The sequence below is a fragment of the Yersinia massiliensis CCUG 53443 genome (genome assembly GCF_000312485.1).
GTDB lineage: Bacteria > Pseudomonadota > Gammaproteobacteria > Enterobacterales > Enterobacteriaceae > Yersinia > Yersinia massiliensis.
In genome coordinates this window covers 20,666-34,629 of record NZ_HE997644.1, presented here as the reverse complement: position 1 = coordinate 34,629, position 13,964 = coordinate 20,666, and the positions used below count along the sequence as shown (strand labels likewise).

Genomic DNA, 13,964 nt, shown 5'->3' with positions numbered 1-13,964 from the left:
TCAGCATATGTCAGCAATACCTCGTCAGTTAACTTTCGCGGTGATTATCGGCAACCGGGGTTTCTTTCCAAGCTATCTGGTCGCCGATGCGCGCCGTGATGCACAGGCGCTGTTTGAAAGATTAGGTATCAACATCATTATGCTCAATGAAGAGCAAACACCGCTGGGTGGCGTCGAAAACTGGCGGGACGCTAAAGTTTGTGCTGATTTGTTCCGCCAGCACAGTGAAGAGATCCACGGAGTGGTCGTGATTCTGCCTAACTTTGGCGATGAAAAAAGTGTCTCTGATGCTATCCGCCTGTCTGGCCTGAAAGTCCCCGTCTTGGTACAAGCAGAAGAAGATGCCCTAGACAAAATGGGATTGGCAACTCGCCGTGATAGTTTCTGCGGTAAAATTTCTCTGTGTAATAACCTGCGCCAATATGGCATTCCGTTCACCTTGACTAAGCAGCATGTTTGTAGCCTGAACAGTGAAGTGTTCAGTCAGGATGTCGAGCAATTCGTGCAGTTGTGCCGTGTGGTTCACGCCATGAAACGGGTGCGTGTTGGGGCTATCGGTGCGCGTCCGACGAACTTTAATACGGTGCGCTACAGCGAAAAATTATTAGAGAATTTGGGGATTACGGTTGAAACCCTCGATTTATCTGAAGTGTTCTTCCGCGTTGCTAACCTCAGTGATGACGATATCCGCGTCGGGGAAAAATTGGCGCTATTAAAAGCCAATGGCGACACCCGCGCGATCCCACAAGATAAGCTGCACACCATGGCGAAGCTGTTCGTGGTCATCAGCGAATGGATTATCGCCAATGATATCGATACGACCGCGATGCAGTGTTGGACCTCGCTACAACAGAATCTAGGGATCAACGTCTGCTCAATCATGAGCGTGATGTCGGGGCAGTTGATGCCAAGTGCTTGTGAGGTTGATGTGATGGGGGCGCTGTCGATGTACGCGCTAGCCAGTAGTTCGCTGGCACCGGCATCTATTGCTGACTGGAATAACAATTTTGGCGCTGAACGCGATAAATGCGTGCTTTTCCACTGTGGTAACTTTGCCAGCGAAAGCTTGGAAAGCTCAACCATGGGGACGGCCGATATTATTGGGACAACGGTGGGATGCGAGAATACCTGTGGGGCCGTCCATGGCCGCATGAAATCGGGTCCATTGACCTATTTCCGTCTCTCGTCTGATGATTTTACGGGACAGGTACGGGCCTATGTGGGTGAGGGCCGTTCTGTCAGTGATGAGCTGGATACTGTGGGTTGCCGTGCCGTGGTGGAAGTGCCGCAACTGGAAAGTTTACTCACGCATATCTGTAACAACGGTTTTGAGCACCACGTGGCAATGAATCATTCAGCGACAGCTCAAGTGCTCCAAGAAGCCTTTAGCAAGTATTTGGGCATTGATTGCTACTGGCATGGTAAGTAAGGGTGCGAAACTGAAAGGTTAGTTTGCAGGGATTACCCGATAGCGCACCAAGGAGGGTGCGGCTATTCAGTGGGCTGCTCTTGTGTGGGCGCTCTTGATTGGACTACAGCAAACTCTCGGCCGTGACGCGATCGGTAATCAAAACATCAATATAATGACCGGTGAGTGCGCCGCGAATGGCCGCGCTTTTCCCTATCCCTCCGGCGAGTGCCACGACGCGTGGGCAAGCACGTAGTTGCGGTAGAGACATGCCAATCACCGGATCTTCTTCGTCACTGAGAACAGCATTGCCTGCGGCATCAAAATAATGCAGACATAAATCCCCCACTGCGCCCCGTTCTGCCAGTAATTTAAGCATCTCTTCATGGTAATAGTTGCCTGAGTTTTTCAGCAATTGTGATGGCTCCAAATCACCAATCCCCACCAATGCCAGATCAACCTCAGCAAATTTATTAACCACGTCAGCAACTTCGCCGCTGGAGATAAGGCGTGCGCGATCTTCGGTTGAGCGTTCAATGCTTTGTGCGGGGAGCAAGTAGGCTGGGCAATTTAAGATATTGGCTAAGGCTTGCGTTAATAAGGTGGCCTGCACGTTACCGTTCGGGCCTACGCCACCTAACAATTGAATCACACCGCTGGTTTTAATGTTAAGGGGGTGCAGATTATCGACCATCGCCCGAATAGTGCTGCTCCATGAGGAAATACCCACCATGTCATTGGGTCGAATACTGGTTTGCATGTAGTGGGCAGCCGCAGAGCCAATAGCCTGTTTTAACTGGGCGGGGCTGGCATCATCAGCGACATCGACCACGATAGCTTGGTCTATGCCGTAACGTTTTTGAATCTGCGATTCGATGCCAATAAACATGTTGGCGGGCTGAATGACGCTGATTTTCACGACGCCTTCTTTGACGCAGCGAGTTATCGCGCGGGAGACGAAAGATTGAGACAAATGCAGGCTATCGGCAATCTCAGATTGCTTCATGCCTTCGGTGTAATACAGCGTCGCTATTTTCACCAATAACCGTTGTTCATCTTGTCTCGACATGGTTCCATCCCGCTAAATACCTGAGTCGGTATTTTTATTCAAAGCCGAATAAATAACAAGCAGTACCGAATTGTCACTCGCCAATGAAGACCATTACATCTCATCAATAGCGATCATTACAGCCCTATCATGGCTCAAGGTCTTGCGCTTTATTCGCCCCAGCAACGGGATTGTTTTCCGATTCGTCAGTGATATCAGGTTGATCGAGCGGCGGCATGACATCGTGAATCATCTGTTCGTCAAAGCTGGGGTTCAATGCGGGCGACAGCGGCGAACTGACGAGGCTATCAGGTATGGCCATGTGTGGCAGTGGCGCATCGTTAACAAACTCATCTTGATCTTGCTTCACGGTTCGGCTGAGCGCGATTAAGCCCAAACCACACAGAGCAAAGAATGCGTAGAGAATATTGCCCCCTAGTGGCGCAATCAGGGCACCAACAGCAAGTGGGCCGATACTGGCACCGACACCGAATGACATCAGTAAACATGCTGCCAATGACACGCGCCGCTCTGGTGCAATAAGGTCATTCGCCAACGCGACGACCAGTGGATACAGCGTAAACTGCAGCATACTGACGATAAAACCCAGCACGAGCAGGAAATGGAACGCTATATGTGGCACCAGCGCTAAGGGGAGGGCAGTTAACGCTAATAATAACGCGTTAATTCTGATCAATAACGTCCGGTTATAGCGATCTGATAGCCAACTGAGTGGCAGTTGAGCCACTAAACCGGCAAAAATAGATAACGCCATAAACAGCCCAGTCTCTTGTGTTGATAGCGATTGCAGACTGGCGTAGACCGGAGCTAACCCATAAAACGAACCGACAATCATGCCCACCACTAAGGTTGACGCCAGTATTTTAGGAATTGAATGAATAAAGAATCTCAACTCCATGGGGGCAGGAGACATCTGCTGGGCATTACTGCGAGTGGTGAGTGCGACAGGGACCAAACAAAGGGCAAAAAACAGCGCGATAATCATTAATGTGCTCAACCCTAACTCAGGCTGAAGCATTAAGACCACCTGCCCTAATGCCATACCGGCGTAGGTCGCAGCCATATAAAAACCAAATACTTTTCCGCGCTGACTAGATTCCGCCTGATCGTTGAGCCAGCTTTCCAGCACCATAAACTGGCACATCATACACAGGCCAATAATCAACCGTAGAACGACCCATGCAGGGATATATTCGGTCAACCCGTGAATCAGCACAGCAGCAGTGATAATACCGGCACAAGCCACATAAGCACGGATATGGCCCACCCGAGCTATCAAGAAGTGGCCGACTTTGCCGCCGATCACCAAACCAATATAGTTTGCGGCGATGATTGCTCCGATCAATGCCCCTGAGACATGGATAGCCGTCAAACGCAGCGAGATATACGTCGTCAGCAAACCAGAACCAAGCAACATCAATACGGTCGCGCTATAGAGAGGGAAGAAGGCGTTAAGAATTTTTTTCACTGTTACGTCCTTAGTTCATCATCCCGAAAAAGTTCATCATCCCGAAAAAGTTCATCAGCCCGGAAAAATGACCGGCACCACAGATGTCGCCAACGGAGACCCTTTGTTTCGATACTAGCAGTTGAGTCCCTGAGGTAAAGCTTTGTCCCGAAAAGTACTTTTTTTCTTTGTCTCCTGCGAAGTGTTTCGCATATCTGACAGCAGTTGTCGTTTGGGGCTAAAGAAGTGCTACTATCGGCTGCGATAGATTTAATGACAGCGGGGGCAACAATGAGCGAAACACAACTACGTCAACTCAGTATTGCAGTCGGTGATAAGTTGAAAGCGCGTGGCGCGTGCGTGACTTGTGCTGAGTCTTGTACCGGCGGCTGGGTGGCTAAGGCGCTGACGGATATAGCAGGCAGCTCAGCATACTTTGACCGTGGCTTTGTCACTTACAGCAATGCGGCAAAACATGATTTGCTCGGCGTCGATGAAACCACGTTAGCAAATTATGGTGCGGTGAGTGAACCCGTGGTGCGAGAGATGGCGCAAGGCGCATTAAGTGCTGCCAATGCCGATTTTTCGGTATCGATCAGTGGTATTGCAGGGCCAGAGGGTGGCAGCGCAGATAAACCGGTGGGCACAGTCTGGTTTGCTTTTGCCACGCGTGAAGGGCAGATTGTCGCGCATAAACAGGTTTTTTCTGGCGATCGTGATGCCGTGAGACTGCAAGCGACTGTTTTTGCACTACAAACACTGCTTAATGATTTTCTGTAAAAATAGGCTTGATACTGTATGATTGTACAGTATAATTAGCGTTAATTTCCTGTACAAAACAATATTCAGTGGTGATGGTTGGGGCAACCCTAGCATCCCAGAGAGGGAGTAAAAATGGCTATTGATGAGAATAAACAAAAGGCGTTAGCAGCAGCACTGGGCCAAATTGAAAAACAATTCGGCAAAGGCTCTATTATGCGTCTTGGCGAAGACCGCTCAATGGATGTTGAAACCATTTCTACTGGTTCACTTTCTCTTGATATCGCATTGGGGGCGGGTGGCCTACCAATGGGGCGTATTGTTGAGATTTACGGGCCTGAATCTTCAGGTAAAACGACGCTGACATTGCAGGTTATCGCTGCTGCACAGCGTGAAGGCAAAACCTGTGCATTTATCGATGCAGAGCATGCACTTGATCCTATTTATGCCAAGAAATTGGGCGTCGATATCGATAACCTGTTGTGTTCTCAGCCAGATACCGGCGAGCAAGCATTGGAAATCTGTGATGCGTTGACCCGCTCAGGTGCCGTTGACGTTATCATCGTTGACTCCGTGGCCGCACTGACGCCAAAAGCTGAAATTGAAGGCGAAATTGGTGATTCTCACATGGGCCTCGCTGCGCGCATGATGAGCCAGGCGATGCGTAAATTGGCCGGTAACCTGAAGAACGCCAATACATTACTGATCTTCATTAACCAGATTCGTATGAAAATCGGCGTGATGTTTGGTAACCCTGAAACCACAACCGGTGGTAACGCGCTTAAATTTTACGCCTCTGTCCGTTTGGATATCCGCCGCATTGGTGCCGTCAAAGACGGTGACGTGGTAGTGGGTAGTGAGACGCGCGTTAAAGTGGTGAAGAACAAAATTGCTGCGCCATTTAAGCAAGCTGAATTCCAGATCCTGTACGGCGAAGGCATCAACATTAACGGCGAGCTGGTTGATTTGGGCGTTAAGCACAAACTGATCGAGAAAGCGGGCGCATGGTATAGCTATAACGGTGACAAGATTGGTCAGGGTAAAGCGAATGCCAGCAACTATCTAAAAGAAAACCCAGCGGTTGCTGCGGAGTTAGATAAAAAGCTGCGTGAGCTGCTGCTCAACGGCGGTAACGGTGAACAATCTGTTGCCACCGCAACGATTTCTGACGAGACGGATGAAACCAGCGAAGAGTTTTAATTCGTAGGTTTAACGGCATCAGTAAGTTGAATCGTTAATAATTGGCCCAGAGATTGGGCCATTTCAGTTTCTAGTGATATAAAGCAGTCTTCCCCATCCCCGCATTCACACTCAAGACAACAAACCACCGCTATTTCAATCAGTCAGTGATTAGGGTAAATGAGAGTTACTAACACAGCTGCCACTTCAAGTAAGAAGGGTATTACCCAAAGTAATTGGAGTGACAGCAAGGCAGCAAACGAATAAATCCCGATGAGCTGACACCCATCAGTGATTCGGGTAAATGAGAGTTACTAACACCGCTGCCACTTCAAGCAAGAAGGGTATTACCCAAAGTAATTGGAGTGACAGCAAGGCAGCAAACGAATAAATCCCGATGAGCTGACACCCGTCAGTGATTCGGGTGAATGAGTGTAGCTAACACCGCTGCCACTTCAAGTAAGAAGGGTATATGAATGACCAACTAAATCGTGCCATGAGACTCCTCTCCTTGCGCGATCACAGCGAAGCCGAACTAAGACGAAAACTTGCGGCACAACCATTTTCAGCAAAAGGAAATTGGGGTAACCGCACAACCAGTGACAACGCCAAACTCACTGACGAAATTGACCCAAAAGTGATCGACCAAGTTATTGCCTATTGCTACCAACATGATTGGCTAGACGATGCGCGATTTGCGACCCAGTATATTAATAGCCGCAGTCGCAAAGGATATGGCCCACAACGTATTCGCTCAGAATTGATGCAAAAAGGGGTCGATAAAGATAAAATTCAGGCCGCTTTTGAAATCAGTGAAATCGACTGGTGTATCCTCGCAAAAGAAGTCGCACAACGTAAATTTAGTGAAACTTTACCGGTTGAATGGAAAGAAAAGGCCAAAGTTCAGCGTTATCTTCTCTATCGCGGCTTCTTCCAAGAAGAAATTCAGTCGATTTACAATGATTTTGGCGAATGAATGCACGCGGGATTTTACTTCCCCTCGAAGAAAATTTATCTTATTCCCACTTTTTGTTCGTGAGCTTACCCATCGTGTTGTCCATAATCGGCATGCGATAGCACTCACGGACTATTCTTTTAGCTTGTTTCCGGGACAATTATGAGCAAGAGCACCGCTGAGATTCGTCAAGCGTTTCTCGATTTCTTCCATAGCAAGGGACATCAGGTTGTATCAAGCAGCTCTTTGGTCCCTAATAATGACCCTACGCTGTTGTTTACCAATGCCGGGATGAACCAGTTTAAGGATGTATTCCTAGGTTTGGATAAACGGGCCTATTCCCGTGCGACGACATCTCAGCGCTGCGTGCGAGCGGGTGGTAAGCATAACGACCTAGAAAACGTCGGTTACACCGCGCGTCATCACACTTTCTTCGAAATGTTAGGTAATTTCAGCTTTGGTGATTACTTCAAGCATGACGCTATCAGTTTTGCTTGGGAGTTATTAACCGGTGAGCAGTGGTTTAATTTACCTAAAGAGAAACTTTGGGTCACTGTTTATGAAACTGACGATGAAGCTCACGAAATTTGGGCTAACGACGTAGGAATACCTCGCGAACGTATCATCCGTATCGGTGACAACAAAGGCGGCGCTTTTGCCTCAGATAACTTCTGGCAAATGGGTGATACCGGCCCTTGTGGCCCATGTACAGAGATTTTCTTTGACCATGGCGATCACATTTGGGGTGGCCCTCCAGGCTCAGCAGAAGAAGACGGCGACCGTTACATTGAGATCTGGAACATCGTCTTCATGCAGTTCAACCGGCAGTCTGATGGCACCATGTTGCCATTACCGAAACCGTCAGTTGATACCGGCATGGGGCTTGAGCGTATTGCCGCGGTATTGCAGCATGTTAACTCTAACTACGATATTGACCTGTTCCGTGATTTGATTGCTGCGGTAGCTGAAGTTACTGGTGCTACCGACCTTTCAAACAAGTCATTGCGTGTTATTGCAGACCATATCCGTTCTTGTGCCTTCTTGATTTCCGATGGTGTGATCCCATCAAATGAGAACCGTGGCTATGTCTTACGCCGCATCATTCGCCGTGCCATTCGTCATGGCAATATGCTGGGCGCAAAAGAGACGTTCTTCTATAAATTGGTTGCGCCACTGATTGCCGTAATGGGATCTGCTGCGGATGAATTAAAGCAGCAACAGGCGATGGTTGAGCAAGTTCTGAAAACCGAAGAAGAGCAGTTTGCACGGACATTAGAACGTGGTTTGACGCTGCTGGATGAAGAGCTCAGCAAATTAACCGGTGACACCCTCGATGGTGAAACCGCCTTCCGCTTGTATGACACCTATGGCTTCCCAGTTGATTTAACCGCAGATGTCTGCCGTGAACGTAATCTTAAAGTGGATGAAGCCGGCTTTGAACAAGCAATGGAAGCTCAGCGCCGTCGCGCGCGTGAGTCTAGTGGTTTTGGCGCAGATTATAACAGCTTGATTCGTGTCGATAGCGCGAGCCAATTCTCCGGTTATGATCATGTTAATCAGCAAGCAACGGTCACTGCTTTGTTCCGCAATGGTGAGTCAGTCGATGAAATCCATGAAGGCGAAGAAGCGGTTGTCGTATTGAACCAAACACCATTCTACGGTGAATCTGGTGGGCAGGTGGGTGATACTGGTGAGCTGAAAAATTCGACCGCCACCTTTGCCGTCGCTGACACTCAGAAATATGGTCAAGCCATTGGGCATTTGGGGAAATTAACTCAAGGTACATTACGGGTTAACCACAGTATTGATGCTCAGGTTGATGCCACCCGCCGTAACCGTATTCGTCTGAACCACTCAGCAACGCATTTACTGCATGCAGCATTACGCAAAACGCTCGGTGAGCATGTTGCGCAGAAAGGCTCTTTAGTGAATGACAAGTATCTGCGTTTCGACTTCTCGCATTTTGAAGCGATGAAGCCAGAACAAATTCGCTTGGTTGAGGATTTGGTTAACGAACAAATTCGCCGTAACTTGCCAATTCAAACCGAAGTGATGGAACTGGATGCGGCAAAAGAAAAAGGTGCGATGGCCTTGTTTGGCGAGAAGTATGATGATCAAGTACGAGTCTTGAGCATGGGTGACTTCTCAACTGAACTTTGTGGTGGTATCCACGCCAGTCGTACCGGTGATATTGGCTTGTTCCGCATATTGTCAGAGTCTGGCACGGCAGCGGGTATTCGCCGTATTGAAGCTGTCACGGGGGAAGGCGCAATCGCACTGTTGCATCAGCAAAGTGACTTGCTTGAGGATGTTGCTCATCTGGTTAAGGGTGATGCTCATAACCTGGCCGATAAAGTCCGTGCGGTGCTCGACCGCAGCAAAATGCTTGAGCGCGAGCTACAGCAACTCAAAGATCAGCAGGCGGCTCAGGAGAGTGCATCACTGTCATCCAGTGCAAAACTGGTTAATGGTGTGAAACTTCTGGTTAGCCAGTTGGATAACGTTGAGCCAAAAATGCTGCGTACTATGGTTGATGACCTTAAGAATCAGCTAGGTTCGGCTATTATCGTGCTGGCAACAATAGCAGATGATAAGGTCAGCCTGATTGTTGGCGTCACCAAAGACCTAACGGGTAAAGTGAAAGCGGGTGAGTTAATCGCGGATATCGCCCAACAGGTCGGTGGTAAAGGCGGTGGCCGCCCTGATATGGCTCAAGCAGGCGGTACTGATGTGCAAGCATTGCCATCAGCATTAGCCAGTGTAGAGGCATGGGTAGCGTCTCGCTTATAAGCAAAATAATGATCGACTAAATCAATACGCCATATCACTGTGTTGAATATGGCGTTTTTCAATTTTCCTGTCATAGTTCGATAACAAAGTTAAACGCAAAGTTGTTTGCTTCAGCTAAACTTGCATTAGGTATTAGTTAAAGACTCGACCAAGCTACTTACATTTTATGTGAATGTGATGGCTTACGTTTTCACGGTGTATGATGGATAATGGCGGGGAAACTGAGAGACCCGACTCTTTTAATTTTTCAAGGAGCAAAGAATGCTTATTCTGACTCGTCGAGTTGGTGAAACACTCATGATTGGCGATGAGGTTACGGTTACTGTATTAGGGGTTAAAGGCAACCAAGTTCGAATTGGTGTAAATGCTCCGAAAGAGGTTTCTGTTCACCGTGAAGAAATCTACCAGCGTATCCAAGCAGAAAAGTCTCAACCGACGACTTACTGATTTTGAAGCAGCGTCTCGTGTTTCACGAGGCGCTACTGCTGTTTACTCTCCCCGTTCTGATGCTTTATTCCCTTTTCGTGTTTATCTTCTCGTTATCGTTCCTCTTCTCGCTTCATTTAGTGAGCAATACGGATAATTTTATTTTTTACCCCTGCCGCATGCATTTCAACAAACGCTATCTTGTCTGTTGATAAAACACTCTTTTAGCCGTCAAACTAGTCATGTTGCGTGCGAATTGTGCAAATGGACGTGAGTTGGGAAAAATTGTTTGACTTATAAGTGCGGGAAAGTAATATGTGCGCCACGCAGTGCCGATGAGCTTCTTCAAAAGCAAGTTAGGCACAATTCGAAAGAAGCGTATGGTGAGGTGGCCGAGAGGCTGAAGGCGCTCCCCTGCTAAGGGAGTATACGGTCAAAAGCTGTATCGAGGGTTCGAATCCCTCCCTCACCGCCATTTACTATGCACCCATAGCTCAGCTGGATAGAGTACTCGGCTACGAACCGAGCGGTCGGAAGTTCGAATCTTCCTGGGTGCACCATATTTTGCAGTATGGTGAAATAGTCAAATGAACATCAGGTAGTGTCAAAGAATTAATTGCACCCATAGCTCAGCTGGATAGAGTACTCGGCTACGAACCGAGCGGTCGGAAGTTCGAATCTTCCTGGGTGCACCATATTAAGAAACCTCGCTACGGCGGGGTTTTCTGCTTTCTGGGCCTTAAACAAAATTCGATAACTCAGTCGACAATGGTGATGGCAGGCAGAAGAGTAAAGCGTCCGTGCCAAGGATGGCACGGCTCGAGCCTCCAGGGATGGATTGACGGCGTCTTTACGATCTGCCTGTCCTCACCACCACTGACACTTTGCCATATATGCTAACCACGCTATTGTGTGAGGAGTTTTCTGGGCTTCGCATCGCTCAACTGTTTGAAATCTTTTAACTCTCCTATCCTGCTACCTACAATCAAACTCACTGTTTTACCTAGAAAAAATACGGTAACCCTACAATGAAAATGACTTTTTCTTCATAAAATTCATGTGATTATACAGTGAGCGACAATTTAGTTAGTTTGCGATAAAGTAGCTTTTCATTTTCTCCTTGGTCGTGGGGTCACGATGTACGATCATTATGATGGCCTGATTTTTGATATGGATGGCACCATACTGGATACAGAGTCCACGCATCGTCAGGCATGGCGTCAGGTGTTATCACCCTATGGGATGCATTTTGACGAACAAGCCATGGTCGCTTTAAATGGCTCGCCTACTTGGCAGATTGCTCGTGTCATTATCGCGAACCATCAGTCAGATCTGGATCCCCATGCACTGGCGGCAGAGAAAACTGCGCTGGTAAGAACGATGCTTTTGGATAATGTGAAGCCTCTACCGCTCATAGACGTGGTTAAAGCCTATCATGGGCGTAAACCTATGGCTGTGGGGACAGGAAGCGAACACGCGATGGCTGAGATGCTTTTACGGCATCTGGGGCTACGTGACTATTTCGATGTGATTGTTGGTGCAGATGATGTTACCCAACATAAACCAGAGCCTGAGACATTCTTGCGTTGCGCACAATTGCTTGGCGTACGTCCGGAACAATGTGTGGTCTTTGAAGATGCTGACTTCGGCGTCGAAGCAGCGAAAAGGGCGAAGATGGCAATAGTTGATGTGCGCCTACTGTGAGTAGTACGCTAGCGATTGCTTCATTGTTTGGGAGTAGTTTTCTCAGCGCGACGCTCTTACCCGGAAATTCTGAAATTCTGTTAGTCACCCTATTAACTGCGGGCAGTGCACCCGCCATGATGCTGGTGTTATCCGCCACCGTCGGGAACACTTTAGGGGGGCTAACAAATGTTGTTATAGGCCGTTTATTACCGGAATTAAAGCCACAACGTGGGATGAGCACAGCACTTGGCTGGCTTCAACGTTTTGGCCCAGCAGCTTTGCTGCTGAGTTGGCTACCGATAGTGGGCGATTTGATGTGTGTGTTGGCAGGCTGGTTGCGTATGCCCTGGGGTCTTGTGGCTTTTTTCCTGTGTTTGGGAAAAGCATTGCGTTATATCGTGTTAACGATAGTGACGTTGCAAGGAATTGCTTGGTGGCAGTAAAGAGTATGACAAACGTACATAGTCATCTCTATGCAGCTTCAGTATGCTGGCGAGTTATGGTTTTCAAGAGCGGGAGGTCGATTTGATCCCGGATGTATCAAACGCGCTAACTTGGTTGGAAGCGCACCCTAAAGCCCTGAAAGGGATCCGTCGCGGTATCGAGCGGGAAACATTGAGAGTGACTGCCGATGGCCAATTAGCCTCGACGGGCCATCCAGAATCTTTGGGTGCCGCACTAACACATCAATGGATTACCACTGATTTTGCTGAGGCATTGCTGGAATTCATCACACCGGTCGATGGTGATATTGACCATCTACTGACGTTTTTACGTGATATACACCGTTATACGGCACGTAAATTGGGTGATGAGCGTATGTGGCCACTCAGCATGCCTTGCTTTATCGGCGCTGAGCAAGATATTGAACTCGCTAAATATGGCTCTTCTAATATTGGTCGCTTTAAAACGCTTTACCGTGAGGGTTTAAAAAACCGGTACGGTGCGTTGATGCAAACGATTTCAGGTGTGCATTATAACTTTTCCTTGCCGCTGGAGTTCTGGCAGGCATGGGCGGGTATCACCGATGAAAAAAGCGGTAAAGAAGAAATTTCAGCGGGTTATTTCCGCCTAATTCGAAACTACTATCGCTTTGGTTGGGTCATTCCTTATCTCTTTGGCGCATCACCCGCTATTTGCTCATCATTCCTGCAAGGGCGTGAAACCGCGTTGCCATTTGAACGTAACGATAAAGGGATGTGCTATCTACCTTACGCCACCTCATTGCGGTTGAGTGATTTGGGGTATACCAATAAATCGCAAAGCAACTTGGGGATTACATTTAATGATCTTAATACCTATGTTGCTGCGCTGAAACGTGCGATTAAAACACCTTCAGAAGAGTATGCAGCGCTAGGGCTGAAAGATGGTGATCGTCATCTACAACTCAACACCAATGTATTGCAGATTGAAAATGAGCTGTATGCCCCTATCCGACCTAAGCGGGTCACTCGCGCGGACGAGTCACCTTCTGATGCGCTATTGCGTGGTGGTATTGAATATATCGAAGTGCGTTCACTCGATATCAATCCATTCTCACCGATTGGTGTGGATGCGGTTCAAGCGCGTTTCCTCGATCTATTCCTGATTTGGTGTGTGCTGGCAGATGCGCCTGAAATGAGCAGTGATGAGTTGCTGTGTACTCGCAAAAACTGGAATCGAGTCATTTTAGAAGGGCGTAAGCCTGGGCAAACGATCGGTATGGGATGTAACGATACCCGTGAACCACTGGAAAAAGTTGGCAAAGATCTGTTTGCAGATTTACGTCGCGTTGCAGAAGTATTGGATGGTAAAGAGAGCACTCAGTATCAACAGGTTTGTGACGAATTAGTCGCATTCTTTGATGACCCGAGCCTGACATTCTCTGCACGTATTTTGCAAGCGATGAAAGACGGTGGAATTGGTGGTGTTGGCCTTGATTTAGCTGAGCACTATAGAACAATGCTGCAAAGTGAGCCTTTAGAATTGCTGACAGAAGAGCAGTTGGTCGAAGAAGGTGAAGCATCATGGCAACGCCAACGTGAGCTGGAACTGAAAGATAAGCTAAGCTTTGAAGAGTATTTGGTGTTGCACGGCGGCCAGTAAAAAGAAAAGGCCACATAACTTCTGTGGCCAAATTAACATCTCTGGTAAAACAGGGATGATGATAACAAATGCGCGTCTTTCACCTATTAAGACGCGAGGGATAGAAAAAAGTTTCACTGGTTGCGAAAAAAGATCGAATAAAAATTACTTTTTTTATGAG

General features: G+C 47.9%; 11 protein-coding genes and 3 tRNA genes. 12 read left to right on the top strand and 2 right to left on the bottom strand.

Going from position 1 to position 13,964, the window contains the following annotated elements; genetic code table 11:
• Positions 1–7 precede the first annotated feature (7 nt).
• Positions 8–1,429, top strand: a complete 1,422-nt coding sequence (locus tag BN68_RS09250; protein WP_019210891.1) for an L-fucose/L-arabinose isomerase family protein — start codon at positions 8–10, stop codon at positions 1,427–1,429.
• Positions 1,430–1,532: 103 nt separating this feature from the next.
• On the opposite strand, the gene BN68_RS09245 is transcribed toward BN68_RS09250, so the two are convergent.
• Together BN68_RS09245 and BN68_RS09240 are read right to left on the bottom strand one after the other, a co-directional pair.
• Positions 1,533–2,477, bottom strand: coding sequence for a sugar-binding transcriptional regulator (locus BN68_RS09245; protein ID WP_019210890.1), 945 nt, complete (start codon positions 2,475–2,477; stop codon positions 1,533–1,535).
• Between the two features lie 127 nt (positions 2,478–2,604).
• Positions 2,605–3,945, bottom strand: coding sequence for an MFS transporter (locus BN68_RS09240; protein ID WP_019210889.1), 1,341 nt, complete (start codon positions 3,943–3,945; stop codon positions 2,605–2,607).
• Between the two features lie 270 nt (positions 3,946–4,215).
• Here BN68_RS09240 and pncC point away from each other — a divergent pair, with 270 nt between their 5' ends.
• The 11 genes from pncC (at position 4,216) to gshA (ending at position 13,804) form a co-directional block, all read left to right on the top strand.
• Positions 4,216–4,704: a nicotinamide-nucleotide amidase gene (pncC, locus tag BN68_RS09235; RefSeq protein WP_019210888.1), complete on the top strand. Its 489-nt coding sequence runs from the start codon at positions 4,216–4,218 to the stop codon at positions 4,702–4,704.
• A 114-nt stretch (positions 4,705–4,818) separates the two neighbouring features.
• Positions 4,819–5,883, top strand: coding sequence for a recombinase RecA (recA, locus tag BN68_RS09230; protein WP_019210887.1), 1,065 nt, complete (start codon positions 4,819–4,821; stop codon positions 5,881–5,883).
• 451 nt (positions 5,884–6,334) lie between these two features.
• Entirely contained in the window at positions 6,335–6,838 is a 504-nt protein-coding gene (gene recX, locus BN68_RS09225) for a recombination regulator RecX (RefSeq protein ID WP_019210886.1), read from the top strand.
• Between the two features lie 141 nt (positions 6,839–6,979).
• Positions 6,980–9,607: an alanine--tRNA ligase gene (gene alaS, locus BN68_RS09220; protein WP_019210885.1), complete on the top strand. Its 2,628-nt coding sequence runs from the start codon at positions 6,980–6,982 to the stop codon at positions 9,605–9,607.
• Between the two features lie 261 nt (positions 9,608–9,868).
• Entirely contained in the window at positions 9,869–10,054 is a 186-nt protein-coding gene (gene csrA, locus BN68_RS09215; RefSeq protein ID WP_002209449.1) for a carbon storage regulator CsrA, read from the top strand.
• Between the two features lie 361 nt (positions 10,055–10,415).
• Positions 10,416–10,508 (top strand) — tRNA-Ser (locus BN68_RS09210).
• Positions 10,509–10,516: 8 nt separating this feature from the next.
• Positions 10,517–10,593: transfer RNA gene (locus BN68_RS09205), tRNA-Arg, on the top strand.
• Between the two features lie 58 nt (positions 10,594–10,651).
• Positions 10,652–10,728: transfer RNA gene (locus BN68_RS09200), tRNA-Arg, on the top strand.
• A gap of 442 nt (positions 10,729–11,170) precedes the next feature.
• On the top strand, positions 11,171–11,737 hold the full coding sequence (yqaB, locus tag BN68_RS09195) for a fructose-1-phosphate/6-phosphogluconate phosphatase (protein ID WP_019210884.1): 567 nt from the start codon (positions 11,171–11,173) through the stop codon (positions 11,735–11,737).
• Entirely contained in the window at positions 11,734–12,162 is a 429-nt protein-coding gene (locus BN68_RS09190) for a YqaA family protein (protein WP_019210883.1), read from the top strand. Before yqaB ends, BN68_RS09190 begins: the two co-directional genes overlap by 4 nt.
• A 43-nt stretch (positions 12,163–12,205) precedes the next feature.
• On the top strand, positions 12,206–13,804 hold the full coding sequence (gene gshA / locus BN68_RS09185) for a glutamate--cysteine ligase (protein ID WP_019210882.1): 1,599 nt from the start codon (positions 12,206–12,208) through the stop codon (positions 13,802–13,804).
• Positions 13,805–13,964 lie beyond the last annotated feature (160 nt).